The 15,032-nt window shown below is 67.3% G+C and carries 12 protein-coding genes; all 12 read right to left on the bottom strand.

From position 1 onward, the window contains the following. Positions 1-66: 66 nt before the first annotated feature. Complete coding sequence (locus tag C7416_RS22420) at positions 67-1,566, bottom strand: aldehyde dehydrogenase (protein ID WP_111520972.1); 1,500 nt, start codon at positions 1,564-1,566, stop codon at positions 67-69. After that, a complete protein-coding gene (locus C7416_RS22415; RefSeq protein ID WP_111520971.1) occupies positions 1,563-2,465 on the bottom strand; it encodes a DMT family transporter in 903 nt (300 codons plus the stop codon). Before C7416_RS22415 ends, C7416_RS22420 begins: the two co-directional genes overlap by 4 nt. Then, positions 2,462-3,709, bottom strand: a complete 1,248-nt coding sequence (locus C7416_RS22410) for a Zn-dependent hydrolase (protein ID WP_111520970.1) — start codon at positions 3,707-3,709, stop codon at positions 2,462-2,464. The genes C7416_RS22415 and C7416_RS22410 overlap by 4 nt, the downstream gene beginning before the upstream one ends. 32 nt (positions 3,710-3,741) lie before the next feature. Further along, on the bottom strand, positions 3,742-4,821 hold the full coding sequence (locus C7416_RS22405; protein ID WP_111520969.1) for a histone deacetylase family protein: 1,080 nt from the start codon (positions 4,819-4,821) through the stop codon (positions 3,742-3,744). Positions 4,822-4,854: 33 nt separating this feature from the next. Then, entirely contained in the window at positions 4,855-6,567 is a 1,713-nt protein-coding gene (locus tag C7416_RS22400; RefSeq protein ID WP_111520968.1) for a thiamine pyrophosphate-binding protein, read from the bottom strand. Further along, on the bottom strand, positions 6,564-6,896 hold the full coding sequence (locus tag C7416_RS22395; RefSeq protein WP_111520967.1) for a cupin domain-containing protein: 333 nt from the start codon (positions 6,894-6,896) through the stop codon (positions 6,564-6,566). The genes C7416_RS22400 and C7416_RS22395 overlap by 4 nt, the downstream gene beginning before the upstream one ends. Then, complete coding sequence (gene gabD, locus C7416_RS22390; RefSeq protein WP_111520966.1) at positions 6,893-8,362, bottom strand: NADP-dependent succinate-semialdehyde dehydrogenase; 1,470 nt, start codon at positions 8,360-8,362, stop codon at positions 6,893-6,895. Before gabD ends, C7416_RS22395 begins: the two co-directional genes overlap by 4 nt. A 35-nt stretch (positions 8,363-8,397) precedes the next feature. Further along, positions 8,398-9,660, bottom strand: coding sequence for a 4-aminobutyrate--2-oxoglutarate transaminase (gene gabT, locus C7416_RS22385; protein ID WP_111520965.1), 1,263 nt, complete (start codon positions 9,658-9,660; stop codon positions 8,398-8,400). 52 nt (positions 9,661-9,712) lie between these two features. Beyond that, on the bottom strand, positions 9,713-11,350 hold the full coding sequence (locus tag C7416_RS22380) for an ABC transporter ATP-binding protein (RefSeq protein WP_111520964.1): 1,638 nt from the start codon (positions 11,348-11,350) through the stop codon (positions 9,713-9,715). A 32-nt stretch (positions 11,351-11,382) separates the two neighbouring features. Further along, the gene (locus C7416_RS22375; RefSeq protein WP_111520963.1) at positions 11,383-12,222 is read right to left on the bottom strand and encodes an ABC transporter permease; all 840 of its coding nucleotides are present in this window, start codon (positions 12,220-12,222) and stop codon (positions 11,383-11,385) included. Further along, complete coding sequence (locus C7416_RS22370; RefSeq protein ID WP_111521070.1) at positions 12,219-13,223, bottom strand: ABC transporter permease; 1,005 nt, start codon at positions 13,221-13,223, stop codon at positions 12,219-12,221. Before C7416_RS22370 ends, C7416_RS22375 begins: the two co-directional genes overlap by 4 nt. Positions 13,224-13,381: 158 nt before the next feature. Then, complete coding sequence (locus C7416_RS22365; RefSeq protein ID WP_111520962.1) at positions 13,382-14,986, bottom strand: ABC transporter substrate-binding protein; 1,605 nt, start codon at positions 14,984-14,986, stop codon at positions 13,382-13,384. Positions 14,987-15,032: the final 46 nt, after the last annotated feature.

The raw sequence follows: 15,032 nt of genomic DNA, 5'->3' as shown, positions 1-15,032 counted from the left end.
CACCGCCCGGCAACCGGTGCAATCTCTGGATTCACCAACCATGCCCGACCCGGTGATTGCCGGGCTTTAGTCCAGCCTGATCCACGTAGTCTTCAGGTCGCTGTATTTGTCCAACGCATGCAACGACTTGTCTCGCCCGGAGCCCGATTGCTTGACCCCGCCAAACGGTACCGTGATATCGCCATCCATATAGCAGTTGACCCACACCAGCCCGGCCCGCAGCCGACGCGAGACACGGTGTGCGCGTGACAGGTTGGCGGTCCACAACCCTGAGCCGAGCCCATAAGGCGAGTCGTTGGCCATGCGCACCACTTCCTCCTCGGTATCAAACATCGTCACGGCCAGCACCGGACCAAAGATCTCCTCGCGCACGATGCTGAGCGACTGGCTCGGGCATTCGAAGATGGTCGGCTGCAGGAAATAGCCCCCAGTGTCCGTGCGGACGCGTTCGCCGCCCAGACGCAACCTCGCCCCTTCGCGCTGCCCGCCGTCCACATAGGACATCACGCGGTCGAGCTGGCGCGCGTCGACGATAGCGCCCATGGCGGAGGCCGGGTCGAGCGGGTCGCCGGGCTGCATTGCCCGGGCATACGCCTCCAGCTTCTCCATGAACGGCTCATAGATGGCGCGCTGGACATAGAGGCGCGACCCGGCGATGCAGATCTCGCCCTGGTTGTTGAAGATGCCGATGGCGGCGGCCTGCGCGGCGCGCGCGAGGTCGGGGCAGTCGTCGAACACAATGTGCGGCGACTTGCCGCCGCATTCGAGCCAGACACGCTTCAGGTTGGACTGGCCGGAATACTCCATGAACCGCTTGCCGGTGGCCGTGGAGCCCGTGAAGGCGATGCAATCCACGTCGGGGTGCAGGCCAAGCGCCTGCCCGGCTTGTGCGCCCAGTCCGGGCACGACGCTGAACACGCCGGGGGGAATGCCGGCCTCCGCCGCCAGCTCGGCGAGCCGCAGGGCAGTGAGGGGCGACTGCTCAGCCGGCTTGAGGATGACGCTATTGCCGGCAGCCAGCGCGGGCGCGACCTTCCAGCTGCCCATCAACAGCGGATAGTTCCAGGGCACTACAGCCGCCACCACGCCAAGCGGTTCGCGCGTGATGGTGGCGAGCACATTGCCGCCGGTGGGGGCGATTTCGTCGTAGATCTTGTCGATGGCTTCGGCGTACCACGCGAAGGTGCGCGCCGCTTCCGGGATGTCGTAGGCCAGCGTATCGCCGATGGGCTTGCCCATGTCGAGCGTTTCCAGCAAGGCCAGTTCCTCACGGTGCGTTTCGATCAGCGCGGCCAGGCGCAGCAGCACGGCCTTGCGCTCGCGCGGCGCCAGGCCGGACCAGACGCCTTGCTCGAAGGCCTGGCGCGCCACCGCGACGGCTCGGTCGACGTCGGCCGCGCCGCATGCCGCCACCTTGGCCAGCACCGCACCGGTGGCGGGGTTGATGGTGTCGAAGGTGGCGCCGTCGGCGGCATCGGTCCATTCGCCGCCGATATAGGCGCGGTGTTGCGGGCGCAGTGCGGCTGCCCGGGCCTGCCAGTAAGACAGGTCGCGTGTTTCGCTCATGAGGTTCCTCGTTTGGTTGACAGGGCCGCGGGCGACGGCAGCGTCTGCGTCAGGCCCGCGACCACGATCAGGGCGATGCCGGCCAGCGCCAGCGCGTCGGGCCAGCGGCCGAACCACAGCGCGCTGTAGACCAGTGCCAGCAACAGGTGGAAATAGTTCAGCGGTGCCAGCCGCGATGCCGGGGCGCGCTGCAGCGCCAGGATCAGCAGTACCTGCGCCGCGGCGCTCATCAGGCCCATGGCCAGGATCGCCAGCCAGTCGGCCAGATCGGGCCAGACCGGCGGCGGGAAGAACGGCGCCGGCACACCGGTGGCGACCATGCAGATCAGCGCGGCAAAACCGTATTGCACGCGCGCATCGACCTGCCCCGCCATGCGCCGGGTCAGCAGTTGCAACATGGCATAGGCCAGCGTGGCGACCAGCATCAGCACGGTGCCAAGCCACGACACCGCGCCTCCGGGCCGTACGATCAGCAGCATGCCGCAGAAGCCGGCGCCTACCGCCAGCCACTGGCGCAGGCCGACCTTCTCGCCCAGCATCCACGGCGACAGGCCCACCACCATCAGCGGCGCCATGAAATAGATGGCCGTGGCCTCGGCCAGCGGCATCCACAGCAGCGCGGTCATGAAGCAGGTGCCGACCACAGCGAGCATCAGACCTCGCAGCATCAGCAGGCCGCGGTGCGGGGTGTGCCAGAAGCGCAGCTGGCCAGAGCTGGCTAGCATGGCCACCGCTACCGCAAGCGTGGCGCCGTAGCGCACAGCGTTGAGAAACGGCGCGGGATATCGGCCGACCAGGTGCTTGGCGGTGGCGTCCACGGTAGCGAACAGCGTCACCACGCACAGGAACAGCAGCCCGCCACGCCACCAGCCGGACCCGTCCCGCGCCGCGGCGGTCATGCGCCAGCCTGCGCGAGCATTGCGCCGAGCAGCACGTTGGCGCCCGCTTCCAGGTGCTCGGGGCTGGCATCTTCCACTTCGTTGTGGCTGATGCCGTCCTTGCAGGGCACGAAGATCATCGCGGTCGGGGTCACGCTCGCCATGTAGACGGCATCGTGACCGGCGCCGGTAACGATGTTCTGCTGTCTGTAGCCGCGCGCCACGGCCTCACGGCGCACGTGGTCCACCAGTTCCGGCGCGAACGGGGTTGGCGGGAAATACTGCACATCTTCGACCTTCACGTCGAAGGTGGCACCGGTGGTCTTGCCCTGTGCCAGCGCCTCGCACACGGCGCGGAAGCGGGCATCCATCTCGGCCAGCTTGCCGGCATCTTCGTGGCGCAGGTCGACCGTGAACTTCACCGCGCCGGGGATCACGTTGCGCGAGCCGGGATGGAGATTGACCACGCCCACCGTACCGCGTCCGTGCGGCGCGAAGTCATGCGCGATACGAACCACTTCCTGCATCACGTGGGTGGCGCCATAGAGCGCGTCGCGGCGCAACGGCATCGGCGTGGGGCCGGCGTGCGATTCCATGCCGGTCACGGTCACGTCGTACCAGCGCAGCCCGAGCGAGCCGGTGACCACGCCGATCACGTTGTCCGCCGCTTCCAGCACAGGGCCCTGTTCGATATGCGCCTCGAAATACGCTCCCACCGGCCGCCCGCCCACTTCGTCGGTGCCGGCATATCCAATAGCCTGCAGTTCGTCCGCCACGCGCTTGCCATCGGTATCGGTGGCGTCCAGCGCGGTCTGCAGCGGGAAAATCCCGGCGAACACGCCCGAGCCCATCATCACCGGCACGAAGCGCGTGCCTTCCTCGTTGGTCCAGATGGCGAGCTCGAGCGGCGTTTCGGTGGTCACGCCATGGTCGTTGAGCGTGCGCATGACTTCCAGCCCGGCCAGCACGCCGAAGCAGCCGTCGAACTTGCCGCCGGTCGGCTGCGTATCGATATGGCTGCCGGTCATCACCGGCGGCAGCGCATCGTTGCGCCCGGCGCGGCGACCGAAGATATTGCCGACGCGGTCCACCGTCACGGTCAGGCCCGCATCGCGCATCCAGCCACATACCAGATCGCGGCCCTGGCCGTCGAGCGCGGTCAGCGCGAGCCGCGCATTGCCGCCCTTCGGCGTGGCGCCGATCCGTGCCAGGTCCATCAGCGATTGCCACAGGCGCTGGCTGTTGACGGCGATCTTGCTAGTCATTGCGGTTCTCCCGGTATTGGTGATTGCGCCATTCAGGCCTGAGCGGTCGCAGGTGCGAAACCCGCCAGGAATGCGTCCAGCCCGCGGCCGATGGCCTCGACCTCGTACCCCCCCTCCTGCACCACTACCGTCGGCAGGCCCAGTGCATGGATGCGCTCGCCGATGCCGCGGTAGCCATCCATGCTGACCTTCAGCACGCTGATCGGATCGCTCTCGTAGGTATCGAAGCCCAGCGCCAGCACCACCGCCTGCGGGCGATAGTCGCGCAGCGCGTCCAGCGCGCCGTCGAGCGCCGACAGGAATTCCGCATCGCCGCTGCCGTGGGGCAGCGGAAAGTTGAGGTTGTAGCCGTAGCCCGCGCCATAGCCGCGCTCGTTTGCATAGCCGGTATAGAACGGGTAGTAATCCGCCGGATCGGCATGCAGCGAAATCGTCATCACATCCGAACGGTGATAGAAAATCTGCTGGGTGCCGTCGCCGTGATGCGCATCGACGTCGAGCACCGCCACCTTGCCGAACCGGGCCAGCAGCGTCTGTGCCGCGATGGCCGAGTTGTTGACGTAGCAGAAGCCGGCCGCGCGGTCGCTGTGGGCGTGGTGGCCGGAGGGACGGCACAGCGCGTAGGCCATGCCGGCGCCGTCCTGCCGCTCGCACACGTGGCGTGCCGCCGCGACCGCGCTGTGCGCGCCGCGCAGGATCGCGCGCCAGCTGTCCGGCCCGAGCGGGCAGCTGAGGTCGCCCAGGTAGTAGCCGGCCTGGGCAATCACCGAATCGGTGGGACACACGGGACGGCGCGGCTCGCCGACCTTGCCGTTGTGATACGGCGAAAGATTGGGCAGGACTTCGATGCCGGGCTCGAAGCCCGGGCGCGCCAGTTCCTGCCAGCGCGCCCAGGCGCTGGCGAGGAAGTCGAGATAGGCCGGACTGTGCACCGCTTCCAGCGGCACGCGCCCGCAATCGGGCGGCGCCGTTAGTTCGACGCCGCGCGCGGCAAGCGCGCGCTGCAGTGCCGCTGCGCGGGCCGGCACGTCGGTCGGCGCGCACAACCGGCCCGCGCGCATGAACTGGCGGGGCTCGTGCAGCAACTGATCATCCGAGAAGAAAGCACGCATGGATTAGATTTTTTTGTGAAGGGAAGCCCCGGTTTAGCCTGCCGCCTGGCGCGCCAGTGCCGCCGCGCGGATGCCGGACAGGGTCATGCCGGGCGCGATGCCGTCGGGGTCGTAACGCAGTTCCAGCAGCGCAGGCATGCTGTGCGTGCTGGCAAAGTCGAGGGCACGATCCAGCGCGGGACCGAATTCGGCGTCGCTCGACACCACCTCGCCATAGCCGCGGTAGGCGCGCGCCAGTTCGGCGAACTCCGGGTTCTCGAAGCCCAGCGCGATGGTCCGGCCGGGGAACTCGCGTTCCTGGTGGGCGCGGATCGTGCCCCAGATGCCGTTGTTGAACACCAGCACCACGATGCCGAGGCGGTACTGCATGGCCACGCCCAGCTCCTGCAGGTTCATCTGGAAGCAGCCGTCGCCCGCATAGCAGACCACGGTGCGTTCCGGATGCTCCAGCTTGGCCGAGATGGCCGCCGGCAGGCCGTAGCCCATCGAGCCCACTGTGGGCGCAAGGCTGGTGCCGACGCCCTTGTAGCGGTAATAGGTGTGTGGAAAGACCGCGTAGTTGCCGGCGCCGACAGTGATGCAGGCATCCTCGGGCAGACGTTCGCGCACAAGGCAGGCGGCCTGGTTCAGGTTCAGCGGGCCTGGGGCGGGCAGCGCCTTCTGGCTGTCGAGGTAGTCGTGCCGTGCGCGCTCCACCAGTGCCGCGCGGTTGTGTTCCCGCGCCGGGCGCAGGCTGTCCACCGCGGCCGCGAATGAGACGACGTCAGCGACAATGGGCACGTCCGCGCGGAACACGCGGCCCAGTTCCTCCGGATCGGGATACACATGCACCAGACGCTGGCGCGGCAGCGGGCTTTCCACCAAGGTATAGCCCTCGGTGGTGGCCTCGCCCATGCGGGTGCCGACGGCGATCAGCAGGTCCGACTCGCGGATGCGCGCGCGCAATGCCTCGCCCATGCCCCAGCCGACATGGCCGGCATAGTTGGGATGGTGGTTGTCGAAGCACTCCAGGCGGCGCCACGCCAGTCCCACCGGCAGGCCGAAGCGTTCGGCGAAGCCTGCCATCTGCCGCATCGCCTCGGGAGTCCAGCCGGAGCCGCCGATCATCAGGAAGGGACGCTCAGCCTGTTCCAGCATCGCGGCCAGCGATGCCAGCGCGTGCGGCGCCGGCGCGGCGTGGCTGCGCACGTAGCGCGGCATGTCGGCCACGGTGGCCTTGCCCCACAGCGTGTCCTCCGGCAGCGCCAGCACCACCGGGCCGGGCCGGCCGCTGGTCGCCACCGCGAAGGCGCGCGCGATGAACTCGGGGATGCGGTCGGTGCGGTCGATCTGCGCGACCCACTTGGCCATCTGGCCGAACATGCGGCGGTAGTCGATTTCCTGGAAGGCCTCGCGCTCGTAGAAATCGTTGCCCACCTGCCCCACGAACAGGATCATCGGCGTGGAGTCCTGGAACGCGGTGTGCACGGCGATGCTGGCATTGGTCGCGCCGGGGCCGCGCGTGACGAAGCAGACGCCGGGCTCGCCGGTCAGCTTGCCGTGGGCCTCGGCCATGTAGCCTGCGCCGCTTTCCTGGCGGCAGACGATCGGCGTGATCGCGTCCTGATGGTCGTACAGCGCATCGATGCACGGCAGGTAGCTCTCGCCCGGCACCAGGAACACGCGCCGCACGCCCTGGATGCGCAGCTGCTCAACAAGGATCTGCCCGCCATTGCGCTCGCGCAGCGTGGGAGTGGCTTGGCTCATTGGCTACCTCCTGCGCCCGCGGCACCGGCCGCCGGCTTGATCTCGATCTCCACGAACACGCATTCGCCTTCGTGGGCATTGATGACGTTGTGCTCGACGCCCGCCGGACGGTAGTAAGCCTGGCCGGCGACCAGCTGGCTGGTGACCTCTCCGGCCGGGGTCTGCAAGCGCAGCGCGCCGGTGGTCATCGGCACCACCACATAGTCGAAACCGTGGCGATGCTGGCCGGTCTCGGCGCCGGGCGCGAAGCGCCACTCGGTCACGATCACGCGCTCGTAGTCGACCTGCACGGTGCCGACGGCTTTGGGCCGGTCTTGCGGCGCGTTCATTGGCCCACCCCGCGGTCCACCCCGCCCATGCACAGGTATTTGATCTCCAGGTATTCGTCGAGGCCGTACTTCGAGCCCTCGCGGCCCAGGCCCGACTGCTTGACGCCACCGAACGGCGCCACCTCGTTGGAAATCAGGCCGGTATTGATGCCGACCATGCCGTATTCCAGCGCCTCGGCCACGCGCCAGACGCGGCCGATATCGCGGCTGAAGAAGTAGGAGGCCAGGCCGAATTCGGTATCGTTGGCCATCGCGATCGCTTCCTCGTCGGTGGAGAAGCGGAACAGCGGCGCCAGCGGGCCGAAGGTTTCTTCCCGGGCCACGCGCATGGCGGGCGTCACGTCGGCCAGCACGGTCGGTTCGAAGAAGGTGCCGCCCAGCGCATGGCGCTTGCCGCCGGTGAGCAGGCGCGCGCCCTTGCCGAGCGCGTCGGCGATATGCGACTCGACCTTGGCCACCGCGTCCCCGTTGATCAGCGGGCCTTGCAATATGCCCGGCTCGACGCCGTAGCCGACCTTCAGCTTTGCTACCGCGGCTACCAGCTTCTCAGCGAACGCGTCATAGACTTTGTCGTGCACATAGAGCCGGTTGGCGCAGACACAGGTCTGGCCGGCGTTGCGATACTTGGAGGCAATGGCACCCTCCACCGCCGCGTCGAGGTCGGCATCGTCGAACACGATGAACGGTGCGTTGCCGCCGAGTTCCAGCGAGAGCTTCTTGATGGTGTCGGCGGACTGCCGCATCAGGATGCGGCCCACCTCGGTCGAGCCGGTAAAGCTGAGCTTGCGCACCACGGGGTTAGCCGTGAGCTCGCCGCCGATGGCGATGGCGTCGCCCGTGATCACGCTGAACAGCCCCGCCGGCAGCCCGGCACGCTCGGCCAGCACCGCCAGCGCCAGCGCCGACAGCGGCGTGTCTTCGGCCGGCTTGAGCACCATGGCGCAGCCCGCGGCCAGCGCCGGGCCGGCCTTGCGGGTGATCATGGCGAGCGGGAAGTTCCACGGCGTGATCGCCGCGCACACGCCGACAGGCTCCTTGACCACGACCAGCCGCTTGTCGTTGGCGGGCGTGGCCAGCACGTCGCCGCTGACGCGCTTGGCTTCCTCGGCGAACCATTCGAGGAAGGAAGCTGCATAAATAACTTCGCCCTTCGCTTCGGCCAGCGGCTTGCCTTGCTCGGTGGTCATCAGCAGCGCGAGGTCGTCGGCATTGGCCAGCATCAGTTCGTACCAGGCGCGCAGCACCGCGGCGCGCTCGCGTGCGGTCTTGCGGCGCCAGCCGGCCTGCGCGGCCTGCGCGGCGTCGATGGCGCGGCGCGTTTCGGCCGCGCCCATGCCGGGCACGGTGCCGATCAAGGCGCCGCTGGCGGGATCGGTGACGGTGAAGTTGGCGCCGCTGTCGGCATCCTGCCAGTTGCCGGCGATATAGGCCTGCGCGCGCAGCAGGCCGGAGTCCTTGAGTTGCATGGCTAGTCTCTTTGGTATCGATGGATCTGTACGGGTCAGCGGGTCAGTGCCTCGGCCAGGATGTCCAGGCCTTCGTTCATCACCGCGTCCTGGATCGTCAGCGGGAACAGGAAGCGGATGACGTTGCCGTACACGCCGCACGACAGCAGCAGCAGGCCCTTCTCCAGCGCGCGGTTCTGCACCGTGCGCGTAAAGTCGGGATCGGGGCTGCCGTCGGCCTGGCGGAATTCCACCGCGACCATGGCGCCGACGCCGCGCACTTCGGCGATCTGCGGCACGCGCGGGCGCAGGCTTTCCACGCGCGTCATCAAACGCTGGCCCAGCTCGGCGCCGCGTTCGATCAGCTTTTCGCTTTCGAGCACGTCAAGCACCGCCAGCGCCGACGCCACCGCCAGCGGATTGCCGGCATACGTGCCGCCCAGCCCGCCGGGCGCGGGCGCGTCCATCACTTCGGCGCGCCCGCACACTGCCGACAGCGGCATGCCGCCGGCCAGGCTCTTGGCCATGGTGGTCAGGTCCGGCGCCACGTCGTAGTGTTCCATCGCGAACAGCTTGCCGGTGCGGCCGAAGCCGGTCTGCACTTCATCGGCAATCAGCAGGATGCCGTGCTCGTCGCAGACCGCGCGCAGCGCGCGCACGAAATCGGTCGGCGCGACGTTGAAGCCGCCCTCGCCCTGCACGGGTTCGAAGATGATCGCGGCGACGCGCTTGGGATCGATGTCCGCCTTGAACAGGTGCTGCAGCGCCTTGAGCGAGTCCTCGGTGCTGACGCCGTGCAGCGCGCACGGGTATGGCGCGTGGTAGACCTCGCCCGGGAACGGCCCGAAGCCGATCTTGTACGGCGCGACCTTGCCCGTCAGCGCCATGCCCATCATGGTGCGGCCGTGGAAGCCGCCGGAAAACGCGATCACGCCGGGCCGGCCGGTGGCCGCGCGTGCGATCTTGATGGCGTTCTCCACCGCCTCCGCGCCGGTGGTGAAGAAGGCAGTCTTCTTGGCCGAGCGCCCCGGCGCACGGCGGTTGATCTTCTCGGCCAGCTCGATATAGCTGGCATAGGGCACAATCTGGTAGGCGGTGTGAGTGAAACGCCCAAGCTGCTGCTCGACGGCCTCGACCAGGCGCGGATGGCGGTGGCCGGTATTGAGCACGGCGATGCCGGCGGCGAAGTCGATATAGCGCTTGCCCTCGACATCCCAGATTTCCGAATTCAGCGCACGCTCGGCGTAGAAATTGCACATCACGCCCACGCCGCGCGGGGTGGCGGCGTCCTTGCGGCGAACCAGTTCGGCGTTCTTCATACTTCTCTCCAGTTTGTCTTCGCGGTTGCGACGTGGTGGGTGCGCGCGCCGCTCAGGCGGCGGCGCGGATCAGTGTGGGATCCCATTCCTTGCCGGGAATCGCGCCGATCAGGCGCTGGGTATAGGCGTGCTGGGGCGCATCGAAGATCTGCCCTGGCGGACCGGACTCGACCACGCGGCCCTTGTGCATCACGATCACGTGGTGGCAGATCTGCGCGGCCACGCGCAGGTCGTGGGTGATGAAGATCAGGCCGATGTTCAGGCGCTTCTGCAGGTCGGCCAGCAGTTCCAACACCTGCGCCTGCACCGAGACATCGAGCGCCGAGACCGATTCGTCGGCCACCAGCAGCTTGGGTTCGAGCGCAAGCGCCCGCGCGATGCCGATGCGCTGGCGCTGGCCGCCGGAGAACTGGTTGGGATAGCGGTCGAACGCGGACGCCTCCAGCCCCACCAGCTGCAGCAGCTCACGCGCGCGCGCCTGCGCGGCGGCCAGCGGCACGCCGTTGGCGACCGGGCCATCGGTAATGATGCGGCCCACCGTATGGCGCGGGTTGAGCGACGCAAACGGATCCTGGAAGATCATCTGCACGTCGCGGCGCAGCGGACGGAACTGGCGCTCGGAAAGGCGGGCGATGTCCTGCCCATCGAACATCAGCGCCCCGCCATCGATATCCGTCAGGCGCAGCAGGCATTTGCCAATGGTCGACTTGCCCGAGCCGGACTCGCCGACGATTCCCAGCGTCTCGCCGCGGCGTACCGTGAAGCTGACGCCATCCACCGCATGCACCACGCGCTTCCTGGTAAAGAGACCACCGCCGGTCACGTAGGTCTTGCGCAGGTCGCGCACTTCCAGCACGGTCTCGTTCTCGTTGCGCCCGCGCTCGCCGGCACGGCCATGCGGCACCGCGCCGATCAGCCGCCTGGTATAGGGATGCTGCGGACGGTTCAACACCTGGTCGGCGCTGCCCATCTCCACCAGCACGCCCTTCTCCATCACCGCCACGCGGTCCGCGATCTCGGCGACCACGCCGAAGTCATGGGTCACGAACATCACGCCCATGCCCTTCTCGGCCTGGATGCGGCGGATCAGGTCGAGGATCTGCGCCTGCGTGGTGACGTCGAGTGCGGTGGTCGGCTCGTCGGCAATCAGCAGTGCCGGTTCGAGCGCCAGCGCCATGGCGATCACCACGCGCTGGCGCTGGCCGCCCGACAGCCGGAACGGATAGGCATGCATCAGCGTGGCCGGATCGGGCAGACCGACGAACTCCAGCAGCTCGAGCACGCGGCGCGCACGCGCCTCGCCCGGATAGGCGTTGTGCACGCGCATGACCTCGGCGATCTGGTCGCCGACGGTCATCACCGGGTTCAGCGCGGACAGCGGCTCCTGGAACACCATGGCCATGTCCTTGCCGCGCATGCCGAGCAGCGTGGCTTCGTCCTGCGTCAGCAGATCGCGGCCCTTGAACAGGATCTGGCCCGCCTCAGGCTTCAGGTAGGCCGGCAGCAGGCCCATGATGGCGTTGGCGCTCATCGACTTGCCGGAACCCGATTCGCCGACGATGCAGAGGATCTCGCCGGCATGCAGGTCGTAGGAGATATCGCGCACCGCGTAGGGCCGGTCGCCGCCCGCGGGCAGCGCGATCGACAGATCGCGGATCGACAGCAGGGGCGCTTGGTCGCTGGTCTTCATCACTTTTTCCTTTGCTGGTCCAGGGCGGGCGCTCACTCGCCGCGGCGGCGCAGCTGCGGGTTCATGGCGTCGTTCAGGCCCTCGCCGATCAGGTTGATCGACAGCACCGTCAGCAGGATCGCCACGCCGGGCCACACGCTCATCCACCAGGCTTCGCGGATCATGGTTCGCGCCGCGCCGATCATGAAGCCCCAGCTCATCATGTTGCGGTCGCCCAGCCCCAGGAAGGCCAGCGCCGATTCGGTCAGGATCGCGGTGGCGACCATGAACGACGCCGAGACGATGATCGGCGACATGGCATTGGGCAGGATCTGCGTGGCGATGATGCGCACCGGCTTCTGCCCGATCACCACCGCGGCCTGCACGAACTCGCGCTGCTTGAGCGACAGGAATTCGCCGCGCACCAGCCGCGCCACCGGCGGCCACGACACCACGGAGATGGCGGCGACGATGGAATAGATCGACGGATTGAAGATGGCGACGATCACGACTGCCATCGCCAGTTGCGGAATGGTCTGGAAGAACTCGGTGATGCGCATCAGCGCATCGTCGACGCGGCCGCCGCAATATCCCGCGATCGCACCCACGGCGATGCCGACGGCAAGCGCCACCGCGGTGGAGATCACGCCGACCAGCAGCGAGACGCGGGCGCCGTACAGCATGCCGGCGGTGATGTCGCGGCCGAGCATGTCGGTGCCAAAGGGAAGCGCCGGGTCGGTGAACGGGTGCACCAGCGGCTCGGCCACCATCAGCCACGGCGACTCTTCGTAGAAGACCGGCGCAAGCACGGCAAGTGCCAATACTCCCAGCAGCACCAGCAGGCCGATCACCGCGCCGTAGTTGCGGCAATAACGTTGCAGGAAGGCTTTCATGCGGTGGCTCCCTTGCCGCCCGCGGCAATGCGCGGGTCGATAAAGCGGTAGATCACGTCGGTCACCAGGTTGAAGAACACCACCAGCGCCGAGGTCACGAAGAAGATGCCGAGCAGCAGCTGGTAGTCGCGCTGCAGCAGCGCATCGAACATCAACCGGCCGATGCCCGGCCACGAGAACACGGTTTCGGTCAGCACCGCGCCGCCGGCCATCTGGCCCAGCTGGATGCCGGCGAAGGTGATCACCGGCAGCAGCGCGTTGCGCAGCACATGCACGCGGATCACGCGGCCGGCCGGGACGCCCTTGGCGCGTGCAGTCTTGACATAGTCCATGCCCATCACCTCGAGCATGGACGCGCGCGTCAGGCGCACGTACACGGCCATGAAGAAGCAACCCAGCGAGACCGTCGGCAGGATCATGTGCAGCGCCACGTCCTTGACGCGGGCCAGGCCGGTGTAGCCGGCGCCGATGGTCTCCATGCCAAAGGCGGGCAGCCAGCCCAGCACCACCGAGAACAGGATGATGGCCATCAGCGACAGCCAGAACAGCGGCGTCGCGTACAGCAGCAGCGCGCCCGACATCACCGCGCTGTCGATCCAGCGGCGGCGGTTCTCGTAGCGGGTGCGCGCCGCGATCACGCCAAGCAGCACGCCCAGCACGATGGAAAAGAGAAACGCCCCGCTCATCAGCAGGAAGGTGGCGGGCAGGCGGTCGAGGATCAAGTCCAGCACCGGCAGGTGGTTGCGGTAGGAGTAGCCCAGGTCAAGCTGCGCCACGCCCTTGAGATAGATGCCGAGCTGGGTCAGCACGGGCTTGTCGAGCCCGAACTGCTCGCGCAGCTGGTTGACGAAGGCGGCATCGCCTGCACCGGCTTCGCCCGCCATCACGGTGGCCGGGTCGCCCGGCGCCATCCGGATCAGGAAGAAGTTGATGACGACCACGCCAAGGACGACCACGACGGCCTTTCCGAGACGGGCGCCAAGAAAGGATAGAAAGTTCACGGCTTGCTCCACGCTGGCGGCCGGGCTGGCCACCGCGGCACTGGGATGCAGCTGGCCCTCGCCGTCCTCGTTGCGGGGCGCGGCGATGGCAGCGGATTTCAGGCTTCAGGATTTCATGCCCACGCCGGCTCAGGCGCGGGCATCGGCTCCGGTCTCGCTCAGTTCTTCTCGATCGAGACGTTGTCGAAGGACTCGTTCAGGCCGATGGCGGTGGTCACGAGGTTCTTGACATGCTTGCGGTACAGCGTGGGGAACTCCACCTCGAACAGGTTGGCATTGGCCACGTCGGTCACCAGGATCTTCTGCAGCTCGCTGTACAGCTTCTGGCGCTCCGCGATGTCCATGGTCGAGCCGGCCTTGGCCCACAGCTCATCCGCCTTCGGGTTGCTGTAGCCCTGCACGTTGGCGAACGGCGTGCCCTTGACGATATTGCGCGTCACGTAGAGCCGTTCCACGCCCAGCGCGGGGTCGCCGTACTGGTAGGTGTAGGTGGTGGTCAGGTCGAATTCCCAGTTGCTGACGCGCGCCGACCAGGTGCCGGCGTCGGCCGATTCGATGCTGACCTTGAAGCCAAGCTGCTCGAGCATCTGCTTGACGTACTCGTCCAGGCGGTCCCAGTTGGCGCCGTACGAGGTCGACAGGATCTTGACCGGGTACTTGCCCACCTCCACGCCCGACGCCTTGACCAGCTCGCGCGCCTTCTTCAGGTTGAAGTCGTACTCGGGCATGTTTTTGTCGAAGAACAGCGTGGTCGACGAAAACGGACTGACCGCCGGCTTGCCCATGCCGAAGAAGATGTTGTTGACGATCATCTTGCGGTTGAGCACGTGCATCACCGCCTGGCGCACCTTCACGTTGTCGAACGGCGGCTTGCGTTCGTTAAGCAGCATGCTGGCCATCGGCGAGAACATTTCCCAGCCCTTGGTGGTGTACTCGACGTTGGGCAGCGCGCGCAGGCGCTTGACGTCGACGTTGTCGACATCGCCGCCGCGCAGCACCTGCACGTCACCCTTCTCGAAGGCCACGGCGCGCGAGGCGGAATCCGGGATCACGTAGAACACCAGCTCATCCAGGTAGGGCTTGCCCGGCTTCCAGTAGTTGGGGTTCTTGGCCAGCTTGATATAGGCGCCCTTCTTCCACTCCTTGAACATGAAGGGTCCGGTGCCGACCGGCTTCTGGTTGGCCGGGTTGTTGCGGTAGTCGGTGCCTTCGTAGAGGTGCTTGGGCATCATCGGCATGGTGCCGGTCTCGAACATCGAGATGAACGGCGGGAACGGCTCCTTGAGCTTGATCTCCACGGTGCTGTCGTTGACCGCGCGGATCGACGCCATGTACTTGTTGATGACCGCGCGCGTGCGCACGTGCACGTCGCGCAGCATCTTGTCGATCGAGAACACCACGTCGGCCGAGGTGAAGGGCTTGCCGTCATGCCACTTCACGCCCTTCTGCAGCTCGAAGGTGTAGGTCAGGCCGTCCGGCGAGACGGTCCACGACTTGGCCAGTTCCGGTTGCGGCTTCAGGTCGGGGCTGTAGGTCAGCAGGCCCTGGTAGATCTTGCCGGCGACATACTGGGTCGGCGCCTGCGAGTTCATCGCGCTCACCAGGATCGGCGGCTCGGGCTGGACGATACCGGACAGCGTTCCGCCCTTGGTCTGGGCCACGGCATGGCCAGTGGGCAGCGCCAGCGGCAGCAGGGAGAGGCCGGCGGCGGCAAAGGCCATCGACAGCACGCTCTTGGTCAGTCGCATCGTGAATCGGTTCATCGGGCAGTTCCTCAGTTGGCTCGTTTTTGGTGATGGCTTCGGGATG

Source organism: Cupriavidus phytorum (assembly GCF_003254285.1).
Lineage (GTDB): Bacteria > Pseudomonadota > Gammaproteobacteria > Burkholderiales > Burkholderiaceae > Cupriavidus > Cupriavidus phytorum.
This window is presented reverse-complemented; position numbering and strand designations above follow the sequence as displayed.

What these genes read in the sequence shown, in the direction of transcription:
- C7416_RS22400 (WP_111520968.1), bottom strand. Translation starts at nt 6,567, where the DNA reads ATGAGCCAAGCCACTCCCACGCTGCGCGAGCGCAATGGCGGGCAGATC.
- C7416_RS22375 (WP_111520963.1), bottom strand. Translation starts at nt 12,222, where the DNA reads ATGAAAGCCTTCCTGCAACGTTATTGCCGCAACTACGGCGCGGTGATC.
- C7416_RS22405 (WP_111520969.1), bottom strand. Translation starts at nt 4,821, where the DNA reads ATGCGTGCTTTCTTCTCGGATGATCAGTTGCTGCACGAGCCCCGCCAG.
- gabT (WP_111520965.1), bottom strand. Translation starts at nt 9,660, where the DNA reads ATGAAGAACGCCGAACTGGTTCGCCGCAAGGACGCCGCCACCCCGCGC.
- C7416_RS22365 (WP_111520962.1), bottom strand. Translation starts at nt 14,986, where the DNA reads ATGAACCGATTCACGATGCGACTGACCAAGAGCGTGCTGTCGATGGCC.
- C7416_RS22420 (WP_111520972.1), bottom strand. Translation starts at nt 1,566, where the DNA reads ATGAGCGAAACACGCGACCTGTCTTACTGGCAGGCCCGGGCAGCCGCA.
- C7416_RS22410 (WP_111520970.1), bottom strand. Translation starts at nt 3,709, where the DNA reads ATGACTAGCAAGATCGCCGTCAACAGCCAGCGCCTGTGGCAATCGCTG.
- C7416_RS22395 (WP_111520967.1), bottom strand. Translation starts at nt 6,896, where the DNA reads ATGAACGCGCCGCAAGACCGGCCCAAAGCCGTCGGCACCGTGCAGGTC.
- C7416_RS22415 (WP_111520971.1), bottom strand. Translation starts at nt 2,465, where the DNA reads ATGACCGCCGCGGCGCGGGACGGGTCCGGCTGGTGGCGTGGCGGGCTG.
- C7416_RS22380 (WP_111520964.1), bottom strand. Translation starts at nt 11,350, where the DNA reads ATGAAGACCAGCGACCAAGCGCCCCTGCTGTCGATCCGCGATCTGTCG.
- gabD (WP_111520966.1), bottom strand. Translation starts at nt 8,362, where the DNA reads ATGCAACTCAAGGACTCCGGCCTGCTGCGCGCGCAGGCCTATATCGCC.